23 protein-coding genes are annotated in these 25312 nt (G+C 66.7%); 16 read left to right on the top strand and 7 right to left on the bottom strand.

What is annotated here, in order from left to right; genetic code table 11:
• Positions 1–28 precede the first annotated feature (28 nt).
• The 4 genes from FYJ92_RS08315 to FYJ92_RS08300 all read left to right on the top strand — a co-directional run bounded on the left by FYJ92_RS08315 (position 29) and on the right by FYJ92_RS08300 (position 4555).
• On the top strand, positions 29–1033 hold the full coding sequence (locus tag FYJ92_RS08315; protein ID WP_185263421.1) for a sugar phosphate isomerase/epimerase: 1005 nt from the start codon (positions 29–31) through the stop codon (positions 1031–1033).
• A gap of 46 nt (positions 1034–1079) precedes the next feature.
• Positions 1080–1778 (top strand): ThuA domain-containing protein, encoded by a 699-nt coding sequence (locus FYJ92_RS08310; protein ID WP_185263420.1) that lies wholly within the window; start codon positions 1080–1082, stop codon positions 1776–1778.
• Complete coding sequence (locus FYJ92_RS08305) at positions 1763–2890, top strand: Gfo/Idh/MocA family protein (protein ID WP_185263419.1); 1128 nt, start codon at positions 1763–1765, stop codon at positions 2888–2890. The genes FYJ92_RS08310 and FYJ92_RS08305 overlap by 16 nt, the downstream gene beginning before the upstream one ends.
• A 174-nt stretch (positions 2891–3064) precedes the next feature.
• Positions 3065–4555 (top strand): NCS1 family nucleobase:cation symporter-1, encoded by a 1491-nt coding sequence (locus FYJ92_RS08300; protein ID WP_185263418.1) that lies wholly within the window; start codon positions 3065–3067, stop codon positions 4553–4555.
• 72 nt (positions 4556–4627) lie between these two features.
• Here the strand turns inward: FYJ92_RS08300 and FYJ92_RS08295 are convergent, their stop codons facing one another.
• From FYJ92_RS08295 to xylA, 3 genes are read right to left on the bottom strand one after another with little or no spacing between them, the layout of a single operon-like run.
• Positions 4628–5689: a Gfo/Idh/MocA family protein gene (locus tag FYJ92_RS08295; RefSeq protein WP_370526213.1), complete on the bottom strand. Its 1062-nt coding sequence runs from the start codon at positions 5687–5689 to the stop codon at positions 4628–4630.
• Positions 5690–5711: 22 nt separating this feature from the next.
• Positions 5712–7226 (bottom strand): xylulokinase, encoded by a 1515-nt coding sequence (gene xylB, locus FYJ92_RS08290; protein WP_185263416.1) that lies wholly within the window; start codon positions 7224–7226, stop codon positions 5712–5714.
• 4 nt (positions 7227–7230) lie between these two features.
• Complete coding sequence (xylA, locus tag FYJ92_RS08285) at positions 7231–8421, bottom strand: xylose isomerase (protein ID WP_185263415.1); 1191 nt, start codon at positions 8419–8421, stop codon at positions 7231–7233.
• Positions 8422–8667: 246 nt separating this feature from the next.
• Here xylA and FYJ92_RS08280 point away from each other — a divergent pair, with 246 nt between their 5' ends.
• From FYJ92_RS08280 to FYJ92_RS08270, 3 genes are read left to right on the top strand one after another with little or no spacing between them, the layout of a single operon-like run.
• On the top strand, positions 8668–9945 hold the full coding sequence (locus tag FYJ92_RS08280; RefSeq protein WP_185263414.1) for an FAD-binding protein: 1278 nt from the start codon (positions 8668–8670) through the stop codon (positions 9943–9945).
• 10 nt (positions 9946–9955) lie between these two features.
• Entirely contained in the window at positions 9956–11179 is a 1224-nt protein-coding gene (locus tag FYJ92_RS08275; protein ID WP_185263413.1) for an ROK family transcriptional regulator, read from the top strand.
• A gap of 1 nt (position 11180) precedes the next feature.
• Positions 11181–12122: an aldose 1-epimerase family protein gene (locus FYJ92_RS08270; RefSeq protein WP_185263412.1), complete on the top strand. Its 942-nt coding sequence runs from the start codon at positions 11181–11183 to the stop codon at positions 12120–12122.
• Between the two features lie 48 nt (positions 12123–12170).
• On the opposite strand, the gene FYJ92_RS08265 is transcribed toward FYJ92_RS08270, so the two are convergent.
• Entirely contained in the window at positions 12171–12935 is a 765-nt protein-coding gene (locus FYJ92_RS08265; protein ID WP_185263411.1) for an alpha/beta fold hydrolase, read from the bottom strand.
• Between the two features lie 413 nt (positions 12936–13348).
• Here FYJ92_RS08265 and FYJ92_RS08260 point away from each other — a divergent pair, with 413 nt between their 5' ends.
• Positions 13349–14737, top strand: a complete 1389-nt coding sequence (locus FYJ92_RS08260; RefSeq protein ID WP_185263410.1) for a phosphomannomutase/phosphoglucomutase — start codon at positions 13349–13351, stop codon at positions 14735–14737.
• Here the strand turns inward: FYJ92_RS08260 and FYJ92_RS08255 are convergent.
• The 3 genes from FYJ92_RS08255 to FYJ92_RS08245 all read right to left on the bottom strand — a co-directional run bounded on the left by FYJ92_RS08255 (position 14734) and on the right by FYJ92_RS08245 (position 17649).
• On the bottom strand, positions 14734–15654 hold the full coding sequence (locus tag FYJ92_RS08255) for a 2-hydroxyacid dehydrogenase (protein WP_185263409.1): 921 nt from the start codon (positions 15652–15654) through the stop codon (positions 14734–14736). The genes FYJ92_RS08260 and FYJ92_RS08255 overlap by 4 nt on opposite strands.
• On the bottom strand, positions 15651–16433 hold the full coding sequence (locus FYJ92_RS08250; RefSeq protein ID WP_185263408.1) for a DeoR/GlpR family DNA-binding transcription regulator: 783 nt from the start codon (positions 16431–16433) through the stop codon (positions 15651–15653). Before FYJ92_RS08250 ends, FYJ92_RS08255 begins: the two co-directional genes overlap by 4 nt.
• A gap of 73 nt (positions 16434–16506) precedes the next feature.
• On the bottom strand, positions 16507–17649 hold the full coding sequence (locus tag FYJ92_RS08245; RefSeq protein ID WP_185263407.1) for a Gfo/Idh/MocA family protein: 1143 nt from the start codon (positions 17647–17649) through the stop codon (positions 16507–16509).
• Positions 17650–17784: 135 nt separating this feature from the next.
• Between FYJ92_RS08245 and FYJ92_RS08240 the strand changes: the two genes are divergently transcribed.
• The 8 genes from FYJ92_RS08240 (at position 17785) to FYJ92_RS08205 (ending at position 25286) form a co-directional block, all read left to right on the top strand.
• Complete coding sequence (locus FYJ92_RS08240; protein ID WP_185263406.1) at positions 17785–18702, top strand: carbohydrate kinase family protein; 918 nt, start codon at positions 17785–17787, stop codon at positions 18700–18702.
• Between the two features lie 12 nt (positions 18703–18714).
• Positions 18715–19599 carry an aldolase gene (locus FYJ92_RS08235; protein WP_185263405.1) on the top strand — a complete coding sequence of 295 codons (885 nt, stop codon included), beginning with the start codon at positions 18715–18717 and terminating at the stop codon, positions 19597–19599.
• 89 nt (positions 19600–19688) lie between these two features.
• A complete protein-coding gene (locus tag FYJ92_RS08230; RefSeq protein WP_185263404.1) occupies positions 19689–20975 on the top strand; it encodes an ABC transporter substrate-binding protein in 1287 nt (428 codons plus the stop codon).
• The gene (locus FYJ92_RS08225; protein WP_185263403.1) at positions 20972–21934 is read left to right on the top strand and encodes a carbohydrate ABC transporter permease; all 963 of its coding nucleotides are present in this window, start codon (positions 20972–20974) and stop codon (positions 21932–21934) included. The genes FYJ92_RS08230 and FYJ92_RS08225 overlap by 4 nt, the downstream gene beginning before the upstream one ends.
• 4 nt (positions 21935–21938) lie before the next feature.
• Positions 21939–22754: a carbohydrate ABC transporter permease gene (locus FYJ92_RS08220; RefSeq protein WP_185263402.1), complete on the top strand. Its 816-nt coding sequence runs from the start codon at positions 21939–21941 to the stop codon at positions 22752–22754.
• Positions 22755–22856: 102 nt separating this feature from the next.
• Entirely contained in the window at positions 22857–24296 is a 1440-nt protein-coding gene (locus tag FYJ92_RS08215) for an NAD-dependent succinate-semialdehyde dehydrogenase (RefSeq protein ID WP_185263401.1), read from the top strand.
• Positions 24297–25040, top strand: a complete 744-nt coding sequence (locus FYJ92_RS08210; RefSeq protein ID WP_185263400.1) for a sulfite exporter TauE/SafE family protein — start codon at positions 24297–24299, stop codon at positions 25038–25040.
• A gap of 60 nt (positions 25041–25100) precedes the next feature.
• Complete coding sequence (locus tag FYJ92_RS08205) at positions 25101–25286, top strand: hypothetical protein (protein ID WP_185263399.1); 186 nt, start codon at positions 25101–25103, stop codon at positions 25284–25286.
• Positions 25287–25312: the final 26 nt, after the last annotated feature.

The following is a 25312-nucleotide window of genomic DNA, read 5'->3' as shown; positions in this document are numbered from 1 at the left end:
ACCTGTACGCGAAAACGAGGCACGCTCCATGACACGACCTATCACCCTCTTCACCGGCCAATGGGCTGACCTGCCCTTCGAGGAGGTGGCCCGCCTCGCCGGCGAGTGGGGCTTCGAAGGCCTGGAAATCGCCTGCTGGGGCGACCACCTTGACCCCCGGCGCGTCGTCGAAGACGATCTCTACCTCCAGGGCCGGCTGGACATCCTGGAAAAGAACAACCTCAAGGTCTTTGCCATCGCCAATCACCTCACCGGCCAGGCTGTCTGCGACGACCCCATCGACGAGCGACACCGGGACATCCTCCCGGACGGCGTGTGGGGCGACGGCGACCCGGAGGGCGTCCGCACCCGGGCCGCCGAGGCCATGAAGGACACGGCCCGGGCCGCGGCCCGCCTGGGCGCCACCACCGTCACCGGATTCACCGGGTCCTCCATTTGGAAGGCCGTGGCCATGTTCCCGCCGGCCTCCGCAGCCATGATCGACCGCGGCTACCAGGATTTCGCGGACCGCTGGAACCCCATCATGGACGTCTTCGACGACGCCGGAGTCCGCTTCGCCCTGGAGGTCCACCCCTCCGAAATCGCCTACGACTACTGGACCGCCAAGCGCACCCTGGAGGCAATCGGCCACCGGGAAAACTTCGGCCTGAACTTCGATCCCTCCCACTTCATCTGGCAGGACCTGGACCCGGTCATGTTCCTGCAGGACTTCGCCGAGAAGATCTTCCACGTACATGTCAAGGAATCCATCCGGCAGCTCGATGGCCGCAACGGCCGGCTGGGATCGCATCTGCCCTGGGCGGATCCGCGCCGGGGCTGGGACTTCGTCACGGCCGGTCACGGTGACGTGAAGTGGGAACCCATCTTCCGCACCCTCAACGCGATCGGCTACAGCGGACCCACCAGCATCGAATGGGAAGACGCGGGCATGGACCGGATGATCGGAGCGCCCCAGGCCCTGGCCATGGTCCAGGAACTCGCCCGCATCGCCCCTCCCGTTGCCGCCTTCGACTCCGCCTTCGCGAGCCGCTGACCACCACTTCCGGTCTCCGGACCGCAATCCAAACAAAGGAAATGCCATGACAGAGAACAAGACCGCACTCGTGGTCCGGGGCGGGTGGGACGGCCACCAGCCCCTGGAGGCCACGGAACTGTTCATCCCGTTCCTCAAGGACAACGGCTACGACGTCCGGGTCGAGGAATCCACCAAAATCTATGCCGACGCCGAGTACATGGCCGGCGTGGACCTCATCATGCAGTGCATGACCATGACCACCATCGAAAAAGACGAATTCGAAGGCCTGCGCACGGCCGTTGAGAACGGCACCGGCATGGCCGGCTGGCACGGCGGGATCGCCGATTCCTACCGGAACACCTCGGACTACCTCCACCTGATCGGCGGCCAGTTCGCCTGCCACCCCGGCAAGCACCCCGACGAGCTCACGGGCGAGCAGCCGGACAATTACGTTCCCTACACGGTCAACATGCTCCCGGCCGCCGCAGACCACCCGATCACCCAGGGCATCGGCGACTTCGACCTCGTCACCGAACAGTACTGGGTCCTCACCGACGACTACATCAACGTCCTGGCCACCACCACGCAGAAGGTCCGCGAATGGGACCCCTGGAACCGTGAAGTGACCTCGCCCGCCATCTGGACCCGGCAGTGGGGCAAGGGCCGCATTTTTGTCGCCACTCCCGGCCACAACATCGAAATCCTCCAGGACAGCAACGTCCGCACCATCATCGAAAGGGGCCTGCTGTGGGCAAGCCGTTAAATGTAGGAATCATCGGCTGCGGCGCAATCATCGCCCAGTACCTGGCCAATATCCCCCGCCTCGAAACCCTCAAACTGGTGGCCGTCGCGGACCTTGATCCGGCCCGCGCCCAGGCCGTGGCCGACGGCTACGACGGCGTCCGTGCCGTCTCGGTTGAGGACCTGCTGGCCGCCGAGGACGTGGACCTGGTCCTGAACCTGACCATCCCGGCCGCGCACGCCGACGTCGCCCTCAAGGCGATTGCCGCCGGCAAGAGCGTGTACGGCGAGAAGCCGCTGGCGGCCACGACGGCCGAAGCACGCCAGGTCCTGGACGCGGCACGCGAGGCCGGGGTCGCCGTCGGCTGCGCGCCGGACACCGTCCTGGGGACCGGGGTGCAGACGGCCCGCAAGGCCATTGACGATGGCCTGATCGGGGCCCCGATCTCGGCGACGGCCACCATGGTCACCCCCGGCCACGAACGCTGGCACCCCCACCCGGACTTCTACTACCAGCCCGGCGGCGGCCCGCTGCTGGATATGGGCCCCTACTACGTCAGCGCCCTGGTCAACATGCTGGGTCCGGTGGTCTCGGTCATCGGCGCCGCCAGCCACACCCGGACCGAGCGCACCATCGGCTCGGGCCCGCGCGAAGGCGAGGTGATTCCGGTCGCCACAGACTCGCACGTGACCGGGATCCTGGTCCACGCCTCGGGGGCTCTCTCCACCCTGGTGATGAGCTTCGACGCAGTGAACACCAAATCCTCGAACATCGAGATCCACGGCGAGCTCGGCTCCCTGGTGGTTCCGGACCCCAACTACTTCGAAGGCGCCGTGGAACTCTTCACCCTGGGCGCCGACGCGTGGGAGACCCTCCCGGTCTCCGCCGGCTATGTTGAGTCCGGCCGCGGCTTCGGCATCGCGGACCTGGCCGCCACCCCGGCCGGATCAGAACCGCGGGCCGGCGGGCAGCTGGCCTACCATGCGCTCGAGGTCATGGAATCCGTGCTGGAGTCAGCCCGCAGCGGAGCGGCTGTTCAGATCCGTAGCACCGCAGCCCGGCCGGCCCTGGTGGAACTGACCGTCCTGGCAGACGCCAGGACGGAAGAACAGGTGCAGGAAGTCACTGCCTAGCAGGACCTGAATCGGCGGCCGGTCACGGATAACTTCCGTAACCGGCCGCCGTTCGTTAAGGTGCCGGGCGTTAATTACCCATTGACCTCAAGTGATCTGCGTCATACTCTGTTTTTGGAAGAATACTTCCACGATGCGTAAACTGCGCACCGGCGACCATGAATAGAGGCTGTCGTGACCATTCGCAACAACGACCTGACGGATGCCGATCTGGCGGTCTCTGACGCCGATCCTTCGTTGTACAACGAGGACCTCGCCCCGCTGCCGGCGTCCAGACGAACCTGGGGATGGTTTGCCATTTTCAACGTCTGGTCAAACGACATCCAGAGCCTGGCGGGCTACACGCTGGCCGCCAGCCTGTTCATTACCGCCGGCATCAATGGCTGGTTCGTTTTTGCCGCCATCCTGCTCTCCGGCTTCATCATCAAGGTCCTCGTGGACCTGAGCGGCCGGCCAAGCGTCAAGTACGGCTTTCCGTTCCCGGTGCTTGCCCGGGCGTCGATGGGCGTGCGGGGGGCCCAGTTCCCGGCCATTATCCGTGCCGTGGTCGCCATTTTCTGGTACGGCGCCCAGACATATTTCGCTTCGACGGCGATTTCACTGGCGATAAACGCTCTGCTGGGGAGGCCGGGAGGCGCCGAGTTCCTCGGGATGGACTGGGTGTCCTGGGCTTCCTACGTGATCGCATCTGCCCTGCAGGTGGCGCTCTTCCTTGGCGGCATCGAACGCATTGCAGGCTTCCTCAACATCGCAGGCCCAGCCGTTTACCTGGTGATGATCGCACTTCTCGTGGCTATCTGGGTGCAGGTGGGTGCTGAACTGCCTCAGGCGGTCGGCACCATTTTCTCCCGCGCCGACGTCACAGGGTGGGCCGCCTTCTCCGCTTTTGCGGGGGTCACGGGCACCATGGTGGCCTACTTCGCCGCCGTCGTTATCAACTTTGGTGACTTTGCCCGCAACGTCCGCACGGAGAAGGCCATGCGCTTCGGCAACCTGACGGGCCTGCCGATCAGCCTGGCCCTGTTCACCTTTCTTTCCGTGTTTATCACGGCGGGCGCCTACCTCCTGTACCAGGGCGGGCAGGGGGAACCACTGACCAATCCCGCCGACATCGTCGGCCTCGTGGACAACGTTCCCCTGACCGTCCTGGCTGCAGCGACATTCCTGGTCGCGACCCTCGGCATCAACGTGGTGGCCAACTTCATTCCCCCGTCCTACTCGTTGTCGAACATCAACCCCGCCAGGATCTCCTTCCGCAAGGCGGGCATGATCACAGCCGTCGCCGGGTTCATCATCGGTGCACTGTGGGTCGCTGTCATTTCAAGCATCGGCCTTCCCAAGTTCGTGGACACGCTCGGTGCTGTGCTCGCGCCGCTCTACGGCATCATCATCGCCGACTACTATTTCGTGCGGAAACAACGCCTCAACCTTCACGACCTGTACTCAACCGACCCCAAAGGCGCCTACCACTTCACCGGTGGATGGAACCGCAGGGCACTCGTGGTCTTCGGCGTGGCTGCAGTGTTCTCGATCTTGGCCGTGTGGTTGCCCCAGCTTGCACAGCTCAGCGGATTCGCATGGCTCTTCGGTGCCGCCTTGGGCGGACTCTTCCACTGGGTGGCGATGAGGAAGTTTGTCGTCCAGACTTCCCATCACGACCGCTAGACGATCCTTCCATGAGGGTCTGTCGACCACTGAGCCTCTGGAGCTGCCATTGCATCCGGGAACGGGGTGGAGCTAATCGCCCGGGTACCGGATTCCGGCTTGGCTCCGCACCTCGTCCAGGAGGGACATGGTGGCCAGGGTGTCGGCCAGCGGCAGGGTGGGGCTCTCCCTCTGCCCCTGCTGGATGCACCGGGTCACTTCGCGCAGTTGGTACGTGTAACCGTGGCCGGCCGCAGGGAAGTCCTCCACGCGCTGCTCGCCCGAAGCCAGCGTGATTGTCAGCTGGCGGGGGTTAAACAGCGGCGCGCCGCAGCGCAGCATGCCCCGGGTGCCGGCGACGGTGGCCGCCTGCGTGGAGACCGTAGTCAACGATGCGAGCAGCTGTGCCTGCGCTCCCGAGGGGTATTGCAGCGTCATGGCGGTGGTGGTGTCGACGCCGTCGCTGTTCAGGTGGGCGGTGGCCGTCAGCGACCTGGGCCGGCCCAGGGCCGTCAGTGCCCAGGTCAGCAGGTAAACACCAAGGTCCATGACCGCACCGCCGCCCTCCTCCCGCTTCCACAGCCGGGCCTCCGGGTCGAAGGGCGCGGGGAAACCAAGGTCGGCCTGGATCCAGCGGACCTCGCCCAGTTCACCGGACGCCACAATCTCCGCCGCCCGCTGCACGCTGGGCAGGAACCGGGTCCAGACGGCTTCCATGAGAAACAGGCCCTTGTCCCGGGCGACGCTGGCGAGGTGCTCCGCTTGCCCCGCGTTCAGGGTCAGCGGCTTCTCGCACAAGACGTGTTTGCCGGCGTTCAAAGCTTCCAGGGCCACCGGGTAGTGGCTGGCATGCGGCGTGGCCACATACACAACATCCACGTTGGGGTCCTGAAGCAGCCGCTGGTAGCCGGACAGCCCGACGCCGGCCCGTTCACCGCTGTCTGCCCGGTCACCGTAAGCGCTCACGAAGCCGAATTCGGCGGCGAAGGCCTCGGCGCCGGCCTGCGTCCGCGAGCTCACGGCCTGAAGGACCGCGTCCGGCAGCAGGGCCAGGTCACTGACCACAATGGACGCGATCCGTCCGGTGGCAATGACCCCCCAGCGCAGCGGACGGCCGGAGGCCGGCAGCGGGTCGTCGAGACCTGCTGCCAGCAACGGTGTCCGAACTAGCAGCGGTTCAGTTGCCGGCATCAATGTGGGTGGCCGCCCTTTTGTAGTTGGCGCTGATGAGCGCCTGGAAGTCCGGCTCTGGGGTCGCGTCCAGGGCCACGTCCCAACCGGGACGGTTGCCGGTGAGCGCCCAGGCCGCCTGTACAGCGGCGCCCCGGGCCACATACTCGCCGGGGGTGGGGATGACCACCGGGACGTCGAAGACCTGCGCGGCGATCCGCTGCACGGCAGGGTTCTGTACCGCCCCGCCGATCAGCAGCAGCCGCCCGGCCGGGTAGCCGAGCTCCCGCAGCGCGTCCAGGCCTCCGGACAGTCCGCACAGCATGCCTTCGATCGCGGCGCGCGCCAGGTTCGGCCGGGTGGTGGACTCAATGCTCAGCCCGTGGAAGCTTGCCTTGGCGTGCGGGAGGTTGGGGGTCCGCTCGCCCTCGAAATACGGGATCAGGACGACGCCGCCGGCGCCGGGTTCGGCCTCCAGCGCGAGTTTTGCCATTTCCGCGAAATCCACGGCCAGCAGTCCTGCGATGGAGCTCAGGACCCGGGCAGCGTTCAGGGTCACCGCGATGGGCAGGTACGCTCCGCCGGCGTCGGCGAATCCCGCCACGGTACCGGTGGTGTCGGAGTGCAGCTCGGCGGCGACGGCGAAGACCGTGCCGCTGGTCCCTACCGAGACCACCACGTCCCCCGGTCCGGCGCCGAGCCCGAGGGCGGCAGCGGCATTGTCACCGGCACCGGGGCCGAGGATGATGCCCTCGTCCCCGGAACCGTCCGCGCCGCCCGGCAATGTGCTGCCCTGGGCGCCGAAGCATTCCGGTTGGACGGGCCCGGCGGACGCGCCGGGGGCCAGGACCCGCGGGAGGATCACCGCCGCGCCGTGCTCCCCTGCTGCCCCGGCTTCCCGGGCGTCGCGCCCGAATGCCAGCTTGAACAGGTCCAGGTCGTAGCTGCCGGAGAAAGGACTCCAGTAGCCGGTGCCGCTGGCATCGGAACGGTCAGTGGTCAGCTGTTCCAGGTCCGGGCCCAGCGGGCTGGACCCGGCCGGGCCGTAGCCGCGCAGGCGCCACATGAGCCAGTCGTGCGGCAGGGCGACGGCGGCGACCCGGGCTACGGATTCCGGTTCGTGATCGCGTACCCACCGGACCTTCGTGACGGTGAAGGACGCCACCGGGACCAGCCCGGTCCGCCGCGAGAAGTCCTCGGCGCCGACTTCGGCGGTGAGGTCCGCGGCGGACTGCGCCGAGCGGGTGTCGTTCCAGAGCAGTGCCGGCCGCACCACGTTGCCCTCGGCGTCGAGCAGCACCATGCCGTGCTGCTGCCCGCCGACAGAGAGGGCACTGATGCCGCCCAGCCCGCCGGCGTCGTTGATGGCCTCTGACAAGGCCTGCCACCAGTGGTCGGGGTGGACCTCCGTGCCGTCCGGATGCCCGGCGCGGCCCTCGCGGACCAGGGCGCCGCTCACGGCATCCAGAACGACAATCTTGCAGCTTTGTGTGGATGAGTCCACCCCGGCAACCAGTGTCATGGGTTCAGCGCGCGCCGAGCAGGTGCTCGATGAAGAGCTGCTGCAGCTTCACGAAGCCGAAGCCCTTGCCGCCGAAGTACGCGCCGGAGTCGAAGTCCTCATAGGAGGACCGGTCGGCCCGGAGCTGCTCGTAGCCTTCGCCAGCGTTGAGCGTGGGCTCGTTGATCTGGGCCACCCGGGAGGCCAGCAGGGCTGCCTGGACCTCGGGGTCGGCGCGGAATGCCTTGGCGCGTTCCTTGAGCAGCAGGTAGGTCTGAATGTTGGCGGCCGCGGAGTCCCAGACGCCGTCCATGTCCTCGGTGCGGCTCGGCTTGTAGTCGAAGTGGCGCGGGCCCGTGTAGGAGGGGCCACCGTCGGGCCCGCCGTTTTCGAGCAGGTCCACCAGCGAGAACGCGTTCTGCAGGTCGCCGTGGCCGAACACCAGGTCCTGGTCGAACTTGATGCTGCGCTGGCCATTGAGGTCGATGTGGAAGAGCTTGCCCTGGTACAGAGCCTGGGCGATGCCGTGGGTGAAGTTCAGCCCGGCCATCTGCTCGTGCCCGGTTTCGGGGTTGACGCCTACCAGTTCGGGGCGTTCCAGGGTCTCGATGAACGCGAGCGCGTGGCCCAGGGTGGGGAGGAGGATGTCGCCGCGGGGTTCGTTCGGCTTTGGCTCAATCGCGAACCGGATGTTGTAGCCCTTGTCCGTGACGTAGTCGCCCAGCAGGTTCACAGCCTCGCGGTAGCGTTCCAGGGCGCCGCGGATGTCCTTGGCCGCGTCGTACTCGCTGCCTTCGCGGCCGCCCCACATCACGAACGTCTCGGCGCCCAGTTCAGCGGCGAGGTCGATGTTGTCCAGCACCTTGCGCAGGGCGAAGCGGCGCACGCCGCGGTCGTTGCTGGTGAAGCCGCCGTCTTTGAACACGGGGTGGCTGAACAGGTTGGTGGTGACCATGGGGACCACCATGCCGGTGGATTTCAGCGCACCGGTGAGGCGGTCGATTTCCCGCTGGCGGTCAGCCGCGGAGCAGCCGAAGGGGAAGAGGTCATCGTCGTGGAAGGTGATGCCATAGGCGCCGAGGTCGCTGAGCCGGTTGACGGCCTCAACGGTGTCCAGCGGCGGGCGGGTGGCGGACCCGAACTGGTCCTGGGCCTGCCAGCCCACGGTCCAGAGGCCGAACGAGAACTTGTCTTCACGGGTGGGCTGAATCGCCATTGAAAGCTCCAAAGAGTGTTGTGGTGGATGGTGCCGGTTCGGGCCGTTTGGTAGCGACCCGCGCAAATTGTTCTGCAATCAAACATATTCGAAATCGTGGTGATGTCAACCACTTCCGGAAAAATCTTCTGCTGTACCAACCCTCCGCAGAAAAGTCTTTCCGCTGAACCCGCCTACAGGTAGGGTTATGTTTTAGAAAACACCAAATTTGGGCCCCTGAGGCTCAAAATTAAAGGATGGCCTGTAATGGAGCAGCTCGTGACCGAACGCAACTGGGCCCGGAATCACACGTACCGGGCGCCCCGGATCGCCCACCCGGCCAGCGTGGAGGAGCTGCAGGAACTGGTGGCCGGCGCGGATAGGGTGCGGGCGCTGGGCTCCCGGCATTCGTTCAATGACATTGCGGACACCTCCGGCACCCTGGCAGTCTTGGACCGCCTGGATGCGGGCCGGCCGGACGCCGGGATCAGCGTGGACCCGGTCAGCATGTCCGTGACGGTCGGCGCGGGCGTCCGCTACGGAACCCTCGCCGCCGAGCTGCAGCGTCAGGGCTTCGCCCTGCACAACCTGGCGTCCCTGCCGCACATTTCCGTAGCCGGCGCCGTCGCCACGGCCACACACGGCTCCGGGGATGCCAACGGCAACCTCGCCACCGCCGTCCGGGCACTGGAACTGGTCACCGCCGACGGCACACTCCTTTCCGCCCGCCGGGGCGACGCCTACTTCGACGGCATGGTGGCGGGACTCGGAGCCCTCGGCATCGTCACCCGCCTTACCCTGGACATCGAACCCAGCTTCGAAGTCAGCCAGCGGGTGTTTGAAAATCTCGATTGGGACCAGGTCCTGGCGAACTTCGACGCCGTAACATCCGCCGCCTACAGCGTGAGCCTCTTCACCGACTGGAGCGGATCAACCATCGGGCAGGCCTGGCTCAAAAGCCGCACCGGCGATCCCGTCCCGGACCAAGCAGGGTTCTTCGGCGGCACCCCCGCCACGGCGGCCCTGCACCCGCTGCCCGCGGCCTCCGGCAGTATCTGCACCCAACAGCTCGGCGTGCCGGGCCCGTGGTCGGACCGGCTGGCCCATTTCCGGTTGGAATTCACCCCCAGCAACGGCGATGAGCTGCAGAGCGAATACCTCCTCCCCCGCGAGCACGCCGCTGACGCGCTCCGCACCATGCGCCGGCTCTCGGACGTGGTCACCCCGCTGCTGCTGGTCGGCGAAATCCGCACCGTCGCCGCGGACAGGCTGTGGATGAGTCCCAACTACGGCCGCGACGGCATCGCACTGCACTTCACCTGGCGCCCGGACCAGCCGGCCGTTGAGGCCATCCTGCCGCTGATCGAAGCGGAACTGGCACCGTTCGGGGCCCGCCCGCACTGGGGCAAACTGTTCGACGCCGGCGCCGGCACCCTCGCGCCGCTCTACCCGCGTTTCGGTGACTTCACCGCCCTAGCGGACCGCCTGGATCCGGCCGGGAAGTTCCGGAACAGCTTCCTGGACCGCACTGTGTTCGGCAGCTGATAATCTCGCGATGATGCCCACCTCAATCCCGCGCCCCGCCCCGCCGTCCGCCGAGCCGGATCCGTCACGGCGAAACAACCTGGCGCTGCTCACCTCCCTCATCCACCACCACGGCGTCCTCAGCCGGGCCCAGCTGACCAAGCGGACCGGGCTGAACCGGTCCACGGTGGGAACCCTGATCGGTCAGCTTGTGGCTTGGGGGCTGGTTTATGAGACTGCCCCCACCGGTGAGGCCCAGGTGGGCCGGCCCAGCCCCGAGGTGCACCCGAGCCGGTCCACGGCGGCCCTTGCAGTCAACCCGGAAATCGATGCTGTGACGATCGGGCTGGTGAGCCTCGGCGGGAAAGTCCAGCGGAGGATCCGTTTCGCTACGGAGCGGATCCCCACCGCCCGGGAAGCCGTCAACAGCGCCGCGGCGGTCATCGAGGGGATGCGCTCCGAGCTCGAGGCCTCCTACCGGATCACCGGCATCGGCATTGCCGTTCCGGGACTGGTCAACCGGGCGGACGGCGTCGTCCGGCACGCCCCCCATCTGGGCTGGCGCAACGAACCCGTGGCCCAAATGCTCAGCGACGCAACCGGCTTTGACTGCAGCGCTGCCAACGACGCCTCCCTCGCCGCCGAAGCCGAACTCATCTTCGGCGCCGGCGCCGGCCGGGAAAACCTGGTCTACGTCAACGGCGGCGCGTCCGGCATCGGCGGCGGAGTTATCTGCGACGGCGTGCTGCTACGCGGCGCCTCTGGCTACGCCGGCGAACTGGGCCACACCTTCGTCCGGACGTCCGGATCGACCTGCCACTGCGGCGCCACCGGGTGCCTGGAGACGGAGGTCTCCCAGTCCCGGCTTTTCGACCTTGCCGGGCTCGACGGCGGCGACGCCACCGAGCTGGAACGCGCGCTCCGGAACACCGGCGGCACCGGGGTAACGGAGGAAGTTGACCGGCAGCTGGAGTACCTGGCCATCGCGCTGCGGAACACCGTCAACATGTTCAACCCGGAGGCACTGGTCCTGGACGGCTTCCTGGGCGTCCTGCACGGGCTCTCCCCCGGCGCCTTGGAGCGACTCATCCGATCCCAAGCCCTCGACGGTCCTGCCGACGAGGTCAAAATCCACCGCTCAGCACTGGGTCCTGACCTGATGATGATCGGCGCCGCCGAGCTCGCCTTCACCCGGTTCCTGGCCGATCCCGCAAGCTTGGGCACCCTGCCCGCGCCCGCCCTCCCGGAAGGCTGACATGCCCGTCCCGAACACCTCGCCCATGGGCGCATTCTTTGACCTCACGGCCACCATCGGCGGCCGCCACCAGCACGCCGTCGTGACGGAAGTCGCCGCAAGCCTGCGCAGCCTCACCGTGGATGGTGTCGCCCTGATCCAGGAATACCCCGTCGATGCGGAGCCGCCATTTTGCGCCGGATGGGTGCTCGTCCCGTGGCCCAACCGGGTGGCCGACGGCTGCTGGACCTATGGAGGCGAGAGCCTGCAGCTGGATATAACGGAGCCGGAGAACCACAACGCCATGCATGGACTCCTCTCACATTCGGCCTATCGCACCGCGCGTAGGACCCAAAGCAGCATCACCCTGGCCGCCGACATCTCAGCACAGCCCGGTTATCCCTTCGAACTGAAAACATCCGTCCATTACGAGCTGACAGAGGACGGCATAACCGTCACCCACCTTCTGAAGAACAGCGGTACCCATCCGGCTCCCGTGGCAGTGGGCGCCCACCCATTCCTCTGTTTGGGAACGGTGGCCACGGATGAACTGAAACTGTTCATCGATGCCGAAACCCACATTGAAGTCGACGACAGGCAAAACCCCACTGGAACTACGACCAGCGTCGCCGGAACCCGGCACGATTTACGGGCCGGACAGACCATCGGGACAGTGAACCTGGACGATGCCTGGGCAGATGTTCGCCGGGACCGCTCCGGCGGCTCCGCCCACTACTTGGAGGCGCCGGACGGGCGACAGGTACGTTTGCACATGGACGCCTCATTCGGGTATGTCCAGGCATTCACCACTAAGCGCTTCCCAACGGAGAACGGGATGGTTACCGCGGTCGCGGTGGAACCGATGACCGCTCCCCCCGATGCGTTCAACAGCGGTGAAGGGCTGCGCTGGCTCGGCCCAGCCCAGGCCTGGCAGCTACAGTGGAGCATCCACTTCCGTCACTGACCGAGGGGTTAAACACCGCCCGCGATGGGCAATGACCGTAATTGAGTGTCAGCGGAAGAATTCCAGCAGGACGGGAGCGACGGCGTCGGGCGCCACCGCGTGGGCCTGGCCGTCGATGACGTTCTTCCGCCCGTCCTGCACGGCAGCGGCCACTGCGGTGGCCGCTGCCGCTGCCCAGGAATCACTGGAGCCACCATGCAGGGCAAGGACGGGGGCGGCGATGCCCGCAAACCGGTCTGCCGGCACACCGCCGTCGGCCGAGAGCGTCAGGTCGTAGGGCAACGTGTGTGCCAGGGACACCAACGCCGGCCACCAGGGCGCCCTGGTCATTCCGGGGTCAAAGCCGGCACCGGCGTGCCGGAAAAATGCCTCGACCGCTTCACTACCGCGGCCGCTGTCCGCCAGGGAACGTACTTTGTCCACAAAAGCCTGCCAGTCATCGCCGCCGCCGGTCAGGTAGGGCGGTTCGTAGACGGCGACCTTCCCGACCCGGATTCCCACAGCGGCCGCCTCCAGGGACAGAATCCCTCCCGAGGAGTGTCCATACAGATGCACGGGGCCGTCCGCTGCGGCCGCGAGTGCTTGCAGGTCTTCGACTTCGCGGTCGACGGCATAGGGCGGCGTGTTCGTGCTGTCACCACGCCCGCGGCGATCGTAGCTGACCACTGTGAACGCGTCCGCCAGCAAGGGGACCAGGCTGGCAGCGGAATGCCGGTTGTTCAGCGCCCCGCCCACGAGGATAAGCGCCGGCCCGGACCCCGCCAACTCATAGGCGATGGTGGTTCCGTCAGCGGACTGGACGGTCTGGATCATGGCGGTTCTCCCCTGCTGTCTTGCGGACCTTGCACGGCGGCTCAGTTGCGTGCCTCAGTCTCCTCTAACCGGCAGCGGCCGGTACAATAAGGAAACCCTCGTCCAACAAGACTAGGCCCCGGGGACCCAGAATTTACGACCTCAAGTGAGCGGTTCAAAGGACCCTGAGCAGGGAAAACACGTGCCCGACGTGGGACTCGGGCTGCATTTCAACCCCGGTGGATACTGGGCACGTGCGGAAACATGCGGGATCCGGGCCAGTCCGGCGGCTGGACAGCCCAGCCAAACGGGAAAATTGTTGCTGAGCCGTTTCCGTGCAATGTCACCTTCACCTGCTAGAGTTGTGTTGAAATTCCAACATTCCATGTTCGCATAGCTACTAATGCGCATGGCCACGACTTCCCAGGAGCAACATGGACCTGACACCCTCCTTCAAGGCCTATGACGTGAGGGGCCTCGTCGGCGTTTCCATCAGCGCGGAAAGCGCCGAAGCCGTGGGCGCCGCGTTTGTGGACGTGCTGGGCCTGTCCGGCCAAACCATCGCCTGCGGGGGGGACATGCGGCCCTCTTCACCCGGCTTCAGCGGCGCCTTTGCGGCGGGCGCTGCCCGGCGCGGTGCGGACGTGAAGTCCCTGGGCCTTATCTCCACAGATGAGCTTTACTACGTGTGCGGCGCCCTGGACATGGCCGGAGCCATTTTCACCGCCAGCCATAACCCCGCGGAATACAACGGGATCAAGATGGCCAAGGCCGGCGCCGTGCCGGTCTCCGCCGAAACCGGGCTCACGGCCATACGGGACCTGGCCCAGCAGTATGTCGACTGCGGGATCCCCGCAGCCGCGGCCCAGGGCACCGTGTCCACGCTTGACGTGCTCGCCGGTTACGCCGAAAAGCTCCGCTCGCTGGTGCCCTTGGATGCCGTCCGGCCGCTAAAGGTGGTTGTGGACGCCGGCAACGGCATGGCGGGCCTGACCGTTCCCGCGGTCCTTGGGGACCAGTTCCACCCAGCGTTGCCGCTCACTGTTGTGCCGCTGTACTTCGAGCTCGACGGGACGTTCCCCAACCATCCTGCCAACCCCCTCGAGCCGGAGAACCTCCGCGACCTGCAGGCCGCCGTCATCGCCCACGGCGCTGACATTGGCCTGGCCTTCGACGGCGACGCCGACCGCTGCTTCGTGATCGACGAGAACGGAAGGCCAGTGACGCCGTCGGCCGTTACGGCATTGATTGCCGTCCGGGAGATCCGCCGCGCCCAGGCCGCCGGGGAAGCCAAGCCGGTGATCATCCACAACCTGATCACGTCGCGCGCAGTGCCGGAAATTATTGCCGCCGCGGGCGGATGGCCGGTCCGGACCCGGGTGGGGCATTCCTTTATCAAGGCCCGGATGGCCGAGGAGGGCGCCGTGTTCGGCGGCGAACACTCGGCCCACTACTACTTCCGCGACTTCTACAACGCGGACACGGGCATGCTTGCCGCAATGCACGTCCTGGCCGCCCTCGGCGAGCAGGAGCTGCCCCTGTCCGAACTGGTTCGCGAGTTCGACCCGTACGCAGCCAGCGGCGAAATCAACTCATCCGTGGACGGCGTCGACGGCAAGGTGGCGGACGTGCGGGCCAGCTACGCGAACGGTGCCGTGATCGACGAACTCGACGGGCTCAGCGTCAGCAGCAAGGGCGGGGACTGGTGGTTCAACCTGAGGGCCTCCAACACGGAGGAACTGCTGCGGCTTAACGTCGAAGCCACCGACGCCGCCACCATGGCCCAGGTGCGCGACGCCGTCCTGCAGCAGATCCGGGCCTAGCGGCCCAGCACCACGTTCACCGGTTCCCCGCCCGCCAGCAGCAGCGAGATCTGCTGCCTGACCAGCCGGACCATCCGCGGGAACATCGCCGAGCTTGCCCCGCCCACGTGCGGGGTGATGAGCACGCCGGGAGTAGTCCACAGCGGGTGGCTGGCCGGCAACGGCTCGGGGTCGGTGACGTCCAGTGCGGCCCGCAGCCGCCCGGACGACGTCTCGGCCCGCAGGGCATCCGTGTTCGCCACGGGGCCTCGGGCCACATTCACCAGCAGCGCTCCGTCCGGCATCGCGGCCAGGAACTTCCGGTCCACCAGCTGGTGTGTGCGCTCACTCAGGGGGACGCTGATCACCACGATGTCGTGCAGCGGCAACTGTTCGTAGAGTGCGTCGATCCCGTGGATCCGGCCCCGCTGGTCGTCGCGTTCCCGGCTGGCCATCCGCGTCACGTGGGTTTCGAACGGCAGGAGCCTGGCCTCGATGGCCTTCCCCACTCCCCCGTAGCCCACCAGCAGCACGCGCCGGTCCGCGAGGCTGGGCCGATGGCTGTTGTCCCACGTCCCGGACACCTGGTTCCGGGCAAAGTCTGGCATCCCGCGCTGGCTGGCGATCATCATGCCCAACGCGAGTTCCGCCGTCGACGTCTCATGGACCCCGGCCGCGTTGGCGAAAAGGCAGCCGCCGGGCAGAACTGCAGCTACGCCGTCGTACCCGATCGACTGGCTCTGCACCAGCCCCACCTCAACGCAGTCCAGCGCGGCCAGCGCCGCAGGCTTGCCCATGTAGGGAGGCACCAGCAGGTCGAAACGGCCCGACGGCGGCGGGCCGCTGAGGTCCCACAGGACAAACTCGACGCCGGCAATCGGCTCGAGCGCGTCCAGCATCTTCCGGTCGGGTAGGGCCACCCGGAGCGGCGCGCTCACGCGGCCACCACGACCTTGACGTTGGCGGCACGCAGTGCGTCCTCGATCTCCCGGGGCGGCGGCGCGTCCGTCACCAGCACGTCCACGGCGTCGAATGCGGCGAGCCGCGCCAGCGCGTACCGCAGCATTTTCTGGTGCGTTGCCACCACCACCACCTGTTCGGCTGCGTCCATAAGGGCGTTCTTGGTGGCGCGCTCCACGTCCCGCTCAATGTAGAACGCCTCGTCGTGGAGCCCGCTGACCCCTATAAACGCCGTTTTGGCCCGGAGGCCGGCGGCGGCACTCACCGTCATGGGGCCATTGAACGCCTGGCTGTCCAGGAGCAGCTCACCGCCGAGGCAGATGGTCCGCGCCGCCGACAGTTGCAGGCAGCGCTGGATGGCGGGCGCGGAGTGGGTGATGATGGTGCCCGCGAACGTCGGCGGCAGCTCCAGAGCAATCTGGTACGTGGTGGTCCCGGCGTCCAAGATGATGGCGTCCCGCTCGCCGATCATGGACACGCAGGCCCGGGCCACCCGCTGCTTGGCGTCAGCATCCTCCCGGGCCCGGGCCGCGAAGTCCGCGTTCTGCCCGCTGGCGTTGACGGCGCTGACGCCGCCGTGAACCACCCGCGCCAGCCCCTTTTGGGACAGCACTCGGGTGTCCCGGCGCACCGTCATGTCCGAGACCGCGAACGTTTCGGCGAGGTCCATCGTGGAGATGAAGCCCCGCTGCTCGAGCTGGTCCAGGATGGTGCGCTGGCGGGGCGTCAACGGCGCCTCTTTCGGTGAGCTGCTCATAAACCCTTCTCCTGCTTCCCTTAACCGGGCGAATTTGGCCTGCCGGGGTGTTGCAATTCCAACACAAATCTACTCAGTGGCTGAGCCCGGCACCCGCATTCGTCAGCTCTACGGGGCGTCCTTCGATGATGGAGCGCTCGGCCGCCAGGCCCATGCGCACGGACTGCAGGCCGTCGGCAACCGTAACTTCCACCGGCCCGTCACCCAGGATGGCCTTGCGGTAGCCAAGGTGTTCATAGTATGTGGAGCCGTGGTGGGCGCCGGCAGCGAGGACGGCCTCGTCCACCGGAACCTCGTGCATTTCCGGCCCCAGCGGCGAGCGCGGGCTGAATTCCACCGTCGCCTCGGCCTCGTCGCCTTCAATCCAGTGGTTGGCTGCCACCGGGATGAGGGTCTCGATCTTGGCGGCGTCGCCCACAATGGAGATCCGCTCCTGGAACTTGGAACCCTCGGCGAACATGGACAGCTCCAACATGGCCCGGCGCCCGCCCTTGAAGTCCACAATTACGTACGCGTTGTCGAGCATGTCCGACACCCTGCCGTTGTACATCTCGTCCATGTGGTTGACGTCGTGGCCGCCGCTGGCGTAGACCCGGACGGGTTCGTCCTGCAGGATCAGCCGCATCAGGTCAAAGAAGTGGCAGCACTTCTCCACCAGCGTGCCTCCGGTCCGCTCCGTGAAGCGGTTCCAGGCGTCCACCTTGTGCAGGAATGGGAAGCGGTGCTCCACGATGGAGAGCATGTACACGTTGCCGAGCCTGCCGCCGTGGGCTGCCTGGATGATCTCCTGCACCGGCGGCATGTAGCGGTACTCCATGGCAACCCACACCGGCGCGGTGTAGTCAGCTGCCAGCGATTCAAGCTCGTCCGCCTGTTCAGCCGTGGTGCACACGGGCTTTTCCACCAGCACGGGCAGGTTGGTGCCGCTCGCGAAGATGTCTTTGAGGATGGCCAGGTGCGTGTCGTTGGGGCTGGCGATCACCAAGGCATCGACCAGTCCGGACGCGAGCAGGTCCTGGTGGCGGGAGAAGGTTTGTACCTCGTAGCCGATTTCCGCAACGGTCTCCGCCAGCGATGACGGCTGGGGATCGGAGACGGCGGTGATGTGGCTTCCCGGGATCAGGGCAAGGTTCCGGACGTGTTCGCGGGCCATGTGGCCGGCACCGATAAGGCCGTAACGAATGGTCCGGACCGATTCCGCAGAAGGCAATGACATGAGCTGCTCCGTTTCTCTACGTTGAGTGTGGGACCGCGGCGTTGCATCCCAAACAGAACTATACAGAAAGTGTTGTTATTCCAACATAGCGTGTGTATATTTCTTCAGTACAAGCCGACTACAACGAGGTGGAACGTGTCCCAACCATCAACCGGAACCCTACTCTTTATAGGCTCCGCCACCCTGGACTCCATAGCCCTGGTTCAGGATTATCCCGCTGCAGACAGCCGCACTGTCGCCACAGACTTTACGACGGCGGGAGGCGGGCCGGCTGCCACCGCCGCCGTTGCTGCCGCCAGGGCAGGCGCGCAGGCCGCTTTCGCCGGAGTCATCGGCACCGACGAGGAAGGCGACCGTATCATCAGCGGTCTGCAGGCTGAAGGCGTGGACACCTCAGCCGTGGTCCGCGATCCCGGCGTCAAAACCGGAGCCAGCGTCATCGTGGTCAGCAAGGCCACCGAAAGCCGCGCCATCGTCACCCGCCCGGTGCCGCCGGTCAGCTTCCCTGCCGAGGGGCGCTTCCGCGAACTCCTGGACTCCTCGGCGTGGGTGCACGTGGACCACCTGGGCTGGAGCGCCGTCGCCAACCTCCCCGGGCTCAACCACGGAAACCTGAACCTCAGTGTGGACGCCGGCAACCCCATCCCGTCCTTCAGTCCGCGCGGCGTCGCCCTGTATGTCCCCACCATCGAGCGGCTCCGCGCCGACTACGGCGACCACCACAGTGTTGCGGCGCTGCTCCAGAAAGCCATCGACGACGGCGCCTCCGCCGTCGTCGCGACCGCCGGGTCCGAAGGGGCCTGGGTCAAAACCGGCCACACCGACACCGTGCACGTGCCCGCGACGCCCGCCACCATCGTGTCCACCCTGGGCGCGGGCGACGTTTACCACGGCGCCCTGCTCGCCGCCGTTGCCGCCGGCCTGCCGCTGGTGGACGCGGCAGCCTTCGCCGGCCGCACCGCAGCCGCCTCCTGCGGGCGACTGGACGGCCGCTCCGGCATCCCACACCAGAACATCACCCCCGCCCTTGCCTCCAACCTCACCCCTAGCTGAAAGAAGCAACCCATGACCTCCACCGATCTTTCACCCCTGCAGCGCCCGTCAGGCGCCTTCGCGATGCTCGCCGTCGACCAGCGCGAGGCGATGCGCAACATGATCGCCGAACACCAGGATGCCCCCGTCACGGACCAGGACCTCCAGGACTTCAAGCTCCAGGCCGCCAGAATCCTCACCCCGTACGCCTCCGGCGTCCTGATCGACCGGCAGTTCGCGCTGGACCAGGCCATCGAGGACGACGTGGTGGACCCCGGCTGCGGGCTCATCGCCTCCGCCGACCACTTTGAATCCGCGCACGGCGAGCTGGTGGGCGAGGTCACCATCGACCGGCTGGTGGACCCGCACAAATACGCCGCGCTGGGCGTCAAGGCCCTCAAGCTGCTGGTGCTATACCGCCCGGACGAGCCCGCCGACGGCCGCGTGGCCATGGTGCGCGAATTCGTGGAGATCTGCCGATCCGCCGGGCTCATCAGCATTATCGAGCCTGTTTCGCGCAAACCGCTCTCCGGCGATGACTTTGACTGGAACGCAGGCATCCTCGCCGCCGCGCAGGAACTCGGCAGCCTCGGAGCGGACCTCTACAAGGCCGAGGTCCCCTTCCACGGCCAAGCCCCCGAAGCCGAGGTGCGCGCAGCCTGCGCCGACCTGACCCGGGCCATCGACGGCCCGTGGGTGGTCCTCTCCTCCGGCGTCCCCGAAGATGTTTTCCCCGACGCGGTCCGGTGGGCCTGCCTCGAAGGCGCCAGCGGCTTCCTCTCCGGACGCGCCGTCTGGGCGTCCTGCATCGGTGCCCCCGACGTCGTCGAATCCCTCTCCATGGACGCCGTCCGGCGGCTGCAGCGCCTCTGCGCCGTGGTGGACGACGTTGTCTCGGCGCAAAAGACCAGTGCATGAGCAGTCCCGACGCGCCAAGCGCTTCCTGGTGACAGCCATTCCGTAGGCAACAAGCAAGGCACAGCAACACACTCAACGAGGAGAATATTGTGAGTCAGATTTCACGCAGGCAGGCCATCGCGATTCTCGGAGCCCTGGGCTTCGGAGCAACCGCGGCAGCGTGCGCCGGGCCGGGCGGCAGCACGGCCCCCGGTGGCGCCACTGGACCGGCGGCCCCCTCCACAGGCGCCGTCACGGGAAAGGTCTCCTTCGCCCACTGGCGCGGCGAGGACAAGGTGGTATTCGACGAACTGATCAAGCGCTTCGCGGCGCTGCACGACGGCGTGGAGGTGGTCCAGGACATCTCCACCTCCAACGACTACAACGCCCAGGGCCTTCAGAAGGTCCGCGGTGCAGCCATCGGCGACGCGTTCGCTACCTTCCGTGGCGCCCAGTTCAAGAACTTCACCGAGGCCGGGATCTACGCCGAACTCAAAGGCAGCAAGGCCGCCGCCAGCTACCAGCCGGGCCTGCTGACCGCCGGGCAGTCCGGTGACAGCCAACTGGGCCTGCCATACCAGGTGGTCTTCCCCATGCCCATGGCCAACGCCGACCTGTTCGATAAGGCCGGCGCGGAGATCGCGCCGAAGGACTGGGACGGCTTCCTGGCCATGTGCGAGAAGCTCGCGGCCTCCGGCGTCATTCCCATCTCCTGGCCGGGCGGCGACGTCGGAAATGGCGGCCAGCTGTTCAACTGCATGATCGCCAACAACGCCCCCGTGGACGACATGTGCGCCCAGATTGAGCAGGGCAAGCTCAAGTGCACCGACGACTGGTTCCTGAGAATGCTGGGCCAGTACAAGGAACTGGTCCCGTACTTGCAGCCCAACGCCACAGGCACCGCCGTGGAGCCGGCGCAGAACCTGTTCTCCCAGGGGAAGGCCGCCATGCTGGCCACCGGTTCGTACCACATCGCCGCCGTCCGCGGCCTGGGCGCGACGTTCCCCATCGAGCTGGTGTTCCCCAACACCTCCGACGGCAGCGGCAAGTTCGAGGGCGCCTACAACGCGACGTTCATCCTGGGCGTCAACTCAGCAAGCAAGAACCAGGCCGCCTCCGCGGCGTGGATCGACTTCCTCTCCGAGCCCGAGAACGCCGGCTACTACGCCAACAAAACAGCCCAGCACGTGGCCGTGAGCAACGTGGAGTACACCAACCCGGACCTAAAGCGCCTCAGCCCCTGGCTGGACAAAAAGACCGCGCTGGCCGCCCGCTTCCAGTTCCAGAACCTCGATGTCCGCAACGCGGTGGAGGCCAGCGCCACGGCTGTCATCTCGGGCACCAGCCCCGAGCAGGCCGCCGAAGCCGCCCAGAAGATCGTTGACGAACGGCTATGAGCACCCACACCAAAATGGCTGACGAACGGAAGGCCCCGGACGGCGGGACTGAAACCGGCGCCGCGAAGGGGCGCCGCCGCTCCCCCACGCGGGTGAATCCAGCACTGTACCTCTTCCCGCTTCCCGCCGTCGCCATCATTGCGTTCTTCCTGGTGATGCCCACCCTGCAGGCGTTTCAGTACGCCATCACGGATTGGAACGGCTTCTCGGCGGCGTTCAACTACGTGGGGCTGGACAACTTCGTCCGTGCCTTCACCAAGGACTCGCTCTTCACCAACGCGCTGACCAACAACCTGAAGTTTGTGCTTTTGGTGGTGATCGCGCAGACCGCTTTTTCGCTGGTGCTGGCCCTGCTCCTGACGAAGAACTCGCGCGGCAGCATCCTGCTCCGGGCCCTGTTCTTCTTCCCCACCATCCTGTCCTCCGTCTCCGTGGCCTTCATCTGGAAGTTCATTTACGACCCCAACTTCGGCCTCGCCAACGCGGTCCTGGGCGGCGTGGGGCTCGAAGCCCTGCAGGGTTCCTACCTCGGCAACAATGCCCAGGCCCTGTCCTGGGTGGCCGTGACGCAGGTCTGGTTCCACGCCGGGCAGATGATGGTGGTCTATATCGCCGGCCTGCAGGCCATCCCCCGGGAACTTTACGAGGCGGCGGAAATGGACGGCGCCGGCAAATGGCAGCAGTTCAAATCCATCACCTGGCCGTTTGTGGCCCCGGCAACGTCCATCGTGGTGGCCTACACCACCGTCCAGTCGTTCAAGGCCTTCGACCTGATCCTGGGCATCGCGGGGAACCCGCCCAAGCAGTCCCTGGACATCCTCTCCACCCGCATCTACAGCACCTTTGCCAACTCGGAGTTCGGCTACGCCGCCGCCCAGTCGATCATCTTCATGGCGATGATCGCCCTGGTCACCTGGCTCCAGCGCCGGTTGCTCCGGCTGACCCCGAAGGGGGAATGACAGCATGCTCGCTTCACTAAGCCGCCGCGCAATTCTTGGAATCTACGCGGTCATCATCATCGTTCCGCTGACCGTGGTTGGGTTCGGCAGCTTCAAGTCCACGCAGGAACTCTTCGCCGGACCGTTCAGCCTGCCGCAGTCCCTCTCCCCGGCCAACTACGCCGAGGTGATCGGAGGCCAGGACCTGGGCTCGTCCTTCACGAACAGCGTGATTGTCACCGCCATCTCCGTGCCGCTCACCCTGTTCCTGGCCAGCCTCGCCGGATACGCCATCTCCCGGCTCAAGGGGTTCATGGGCTGGGCCATCTTCGGCTTCCTGGTCCTGGGCATGGCCATCCCGGCGCAGGCCAACATGGTGCCTTTGTATGTCCTGTTCGGCCGGCTGGGTCTGCTGGACAGCCTGGCAGGCCTGGTGCTGGCCAATGTCGTGTCCACCCTGCCCATCGCCGTCTTTATCCTCGGTGGGTTCATGCGGACCCTGCCCAAGGAGCTGTACGAGGCATCCTCCATTGACGGCACCGGCCCGTGGCGGACGTACGTGTCCATCGCGCTCCCCCTGTCCGCCCCGTCCGTTGCTGCCGCGGCCATCTTCCTGTTCGTGATCCACTGGAACGAACTGCTCTACCCGCTGCTGTTCATCCAGTCCCCGGGCAACCGGACCCTGCCGCTGGCACTGCTCAGCTTCCAGGGCGAGTTCCAGACCAACTACCCGCTGCTGTTCGCCGGAGTCATCCTGGCATCCCTGCCCGTGGTGGTGGCCTACGTCTTCCTGCAGCGCTACTTCGTTGCCGGGATCACCGCCGGAGCAAGCAAGGGATGAGGCAGCAGCCATGACTGTTCCGGCGACGCCCTCCTGGACGGAGGACCGCTTCGCCCGTCCGGCGGTTCCGGACCTCCACCAGCCCAACGAAAGGCAACACACGTGAACCTGAAATCAGCCCGACACCTGGTGAACGGAACCTGGCTCTCAGCCGGCAGTTCCAAGGACGTGACCGACCCCGGAAACGGCAGCACGGTCGGCGAAGTGGCCTGGGGCACCGCCGACGATGCCACTGCGGCCGCAGACGCCGCGGCCGACGCCTTCGGTTCCTGGTCCCGGACCACCGCGCGCAACCGGGCAGACCTGCTCCTGAACGCCGCCGGCCTGCTGGCCGAACGCCGCGACGAACTGGCCCACACCCTGGCCCTGGAAGCCGGAAAACGGCTCCCGGAAGCCCAGGGTGAGGTGGACTTCTCGGTGGAGTACTTCCGCTGGTTCGCCGAGGAAGCCCGCCGCTCCACCGGCACCGTCAGCCCGCCCGAACTCCACGGCCGGCGCCACCTCAGCCTCCGCAAACCCATCGGCGTTGCACTGAGCCTCACCCCTTGGAACTTTCCCGTATCCATCCAGGCCCGCAAGCTCGCCGCAATGCTGGCCGCAGGCTGCACCGTGGTGGGCCGGGTGTCCGAAAAGGCGCCACTCGCCGCCGCCGGCCTGTTCGAGGTCCTGCACGACGCCGGGTTCCCCGCCGGCGTCGTCAACCTGGTTCACGGACCCTCGCGCGAAATCACCGCCGCCCTGCTCCAGCACCCCGCCGTGCGGGCCGTCAGCTTCACCGGATCCACCGGCGTGGGCCAGCAGATCATGGCCTCCGCCGCAGAACGCGTGGTCCGTCCGCTGCTTGAACTGGGCGGCAACGCACCGTTCATCGTCTTTGAGGACGCGGACCTGGACGCAGCCGTCGACGGCGCGGTCCTGGGCCGGCTCCGCAACACCGGCCAGTCCTGCGTGGCCGCCAACCGGTTCCTGGTCCAGGACAGCATCGCCGAGGAATTTTCACAGAAACTGGCGGCACGGTTCGACGCCATGAGCATCGGCCACGGCGTTCCCGACGACGGTTCGGACGTTCCGGACCTCGGCCCCATGATCGAGGCCGATCGGGTAGCCGCCGTCCAGGCCCTGGTGGACGACGCCCTCGCGCGCGGCGCCCGCCGCGTCACGCAGCGGACCGAGGTTCCGGCGCGCGGCGCGTTCATGGCCCCCACACTGCTCACGGACGTCCCCGACGACGCACCCCTGGTGAGCGAAGAAGTGTTCGGCCCGGCGGCCGGCGTCGTGACCTTCACCTCGGATGGGGACGCCATCCGCAAGGCGAACGCCACCGAGATGGGCCTCGCCGCGTACCTCTGGAGCCGCGATCCCAAGCGCGCCTGGGACATCCCCGAACGCCTGGAAGCCGGCATCGTAGGGGTCAACGATCCCCTCCCCTCCGTGGCCTTCGCTCCCATGGGCGGTGCCAAGCAGTCCGGCCTGGGCCGCGAAGGATCAAGCCTCGGGCTCGAGGAGTTCGAGGAGGTCCAGTACGTGGCCTGGAAGCCGTAAATGCTGACCACCGGATTGGTGCTGGGCGCCGTCGTCATGGGAGCCGGGATGCAGCGCATCACCGGCATGGGCTTCGCGCTGGTGGCTGCTCCCTTCCTGGTCCTGCTCCTTGGCCCGGTGGAAGGGGTGGTGCTGGTGAACCTCTGCGGCGCCGTGACGGCGGGAGCCATCATCTTCCGGGTGGCGCGGGACATCGACTGGAAGCGGTACGTGGCGTTGGCGGCGTCGGCGCTGCTGGGGATCATCCCGGCGGCCTTCCTGATCCGGCTCATCCCGCCGGCGGTGCTGGAGATCTCCATCGGGGTGCTCCTCGCCGTTGGGCTCACCATTTTACTTGGCCTCAAGTCCGCCACGCTCACTCCACGCCGCCGCTACCTTTTCACGGCCGGCGGCCTGAGCGGGTTTATGAATACGGCGGCCGGGGTGGGCGGGCCTGCCGTCAGCATGTACTCCATCGCCACCCGGTGGCAGCACAAATCGTTCGCTGCCACCATGCAACCGTACTTTTTCACCATCGGCGTGTTCTCCCTGATCTCCAAAGCCCTCACTGCCCCGGAGACGTTCCCCGCGCTGCCATGGGGAATGTGGGTGGCCGTCGCCGTGGCCTGCCTCGCAGGCCTGGTGCTGGGCGACGTCGCTGCCCGGTACGTCCCGGCCCGGACCGCCCAGGTCCTGCTGATCGTCCTGGCGTACCTCGGAGCGGCTGCCACCATCATCCGCGGCGTGCTCGATGTCGTCGTCTAGCAGCCGCTGCGGCACCCATCCCCCCATCCCATCCACCGAACCACCAACGAAAGGCCGGCTATGACAGTCGTTTCTCCGCAAGAAAACCTCCTGCGCGTGTCCACCATAAAGGGCGAGACCGTCTCCCTGACGATTGATGCGGGCGCTCCGGTGACCATCCAGCTCGAAGTAGGAGACCAATGCAACTGCCGGGGCGCTGCCCGTGGCGCAGGCGCCTACACAGATTCCGACTTCGGCACCCGCTAATCAGGCATCATTCTCAATTGCACCCG

Origin of the sequence: Pseudarthrobacter sp. NBSH8, assembly GCF_014217545.1 — a bacterium.
Classification (GTDB): domain Bacteria; phylum Actinomycetota; class Actinomycetes; order Actinomycetales; family Micrococcaceae; genus Arthrobacter.
This window is presented reverse-complemented; position numbering and strand designations above follow the sequence as displayed.

Bases quoted from the DNA above. Each gene is read 5' to 3' on its own strand.
- FYJ92_RS08210 (WP_185263400.1), top strand. From the start codon at position 24,297: ATGCTGACCACCGGATTGGTGCTGGGCGCCGTCGTCATGGGAGCCGGG.
- FYJ92_RS08270 (WP_185263412.1), top strand. From the start codon at position 11,181: ATGCCCGTCCCGAACACCTCGCCCATGGGCGCATTCTTTGACCTCACG.
- FYJ92_RS08220 (WP_185263402.1), top strand. From the start codon at position 21,939: ATGCTCGCTTCACTAAGCCGCCGCGCAATTCTTGGAATCTACGCGGTC.
- FYJ92_RS08265 (WP_185263411.1), bottom strand. From the start codon at position 12,935: ATGATCCAGACCGTCCAGTCCGCTGACGGAACCACCATCGCCTATGAG.
- FYJ92_RS08205 (WP_185263399.1), top strand. From the start codon at position 25,101: ATGACAGTCGTTTCTCCGCAAGAAAACCTCCTGCGCGTGTCCACCATA.
- FYJ92_RS08280 (WP_185263414.1), top strand. From the start codon at position 8,668: ATGGAGCAGCTCGTGACCGAACGCAACTGGGCCCGGAATCACACGTAC.
- FYJ92_RS08275 (WP_185263413.1), top strand. From the start codon at position 9,956: ATGATGCCCACCTCAATCCCGCGCCCCGCCCCGCCGTCCGCCGAGCCG.
- FYJ92_RS08250 (WP_185263408.1), bottom strand. From the start codon at position 16,433: ATGAGCAGCTCACCGAAAGAGGCGCCGTTGACGCCCCGCCAGCGCACC.
- FYJ92_RS08225 (WP_185263403.1), top strand. From the start codon at position 20,972: ATGAGCACCCACACCAAAATGGCTGACGAACGGAAGGCCCCGGACGGC.
- xylB (WP_185263416.1), bottom strand. From the start codon at position 7,226: ATGACACTGGTTGCCGGGGTGGACTCATCCACACAAAGCTGCAAGATT.
- FYJ92_RS08235 (WP_185263405.1), top strand. From the start codon at position 18,715: ATGACCTCCACCGATCTTTCACCCCTGCAGCGCCCGTCAGGCGCCTTC.
- FYJ92_RS08245 (WP_185263407.1), bottom strand. From the start codon at position 17,649: ATGTCATTGCCTTCTGCGGAATCGGTCCGGACCATTCGTTACGGCCTT.
- FYJ92_RS08315 (WP_185263421.1), top strand. From the start codon at position 29: ATGACACGACCTATCACCCTCTTCACCGGCCAATGGGCTGACCTGCCC.
- xylA (WP_185263415.1), bottom strand. From the start codon at position 8,421: ATGGCGATTCAGCCCACCCGTGAAGACAAGTTCTCGTTCGGCCTCTGG.
- FYJ92_RS08310 (WP_185263420.1), top strand. From the start codon at position 1,080: ATGACAGAGAACAAGACCGCACTCGTGGTCCGGGGCGGGTGGGACGGC.
- FYJ92_RS08260 (WP_185263410.1), top strand. From the start codon at position 13,349: ATGGACCTGACACCCTCCTTCAAGGCCTATGACGTGAGGGGCCTCGTC.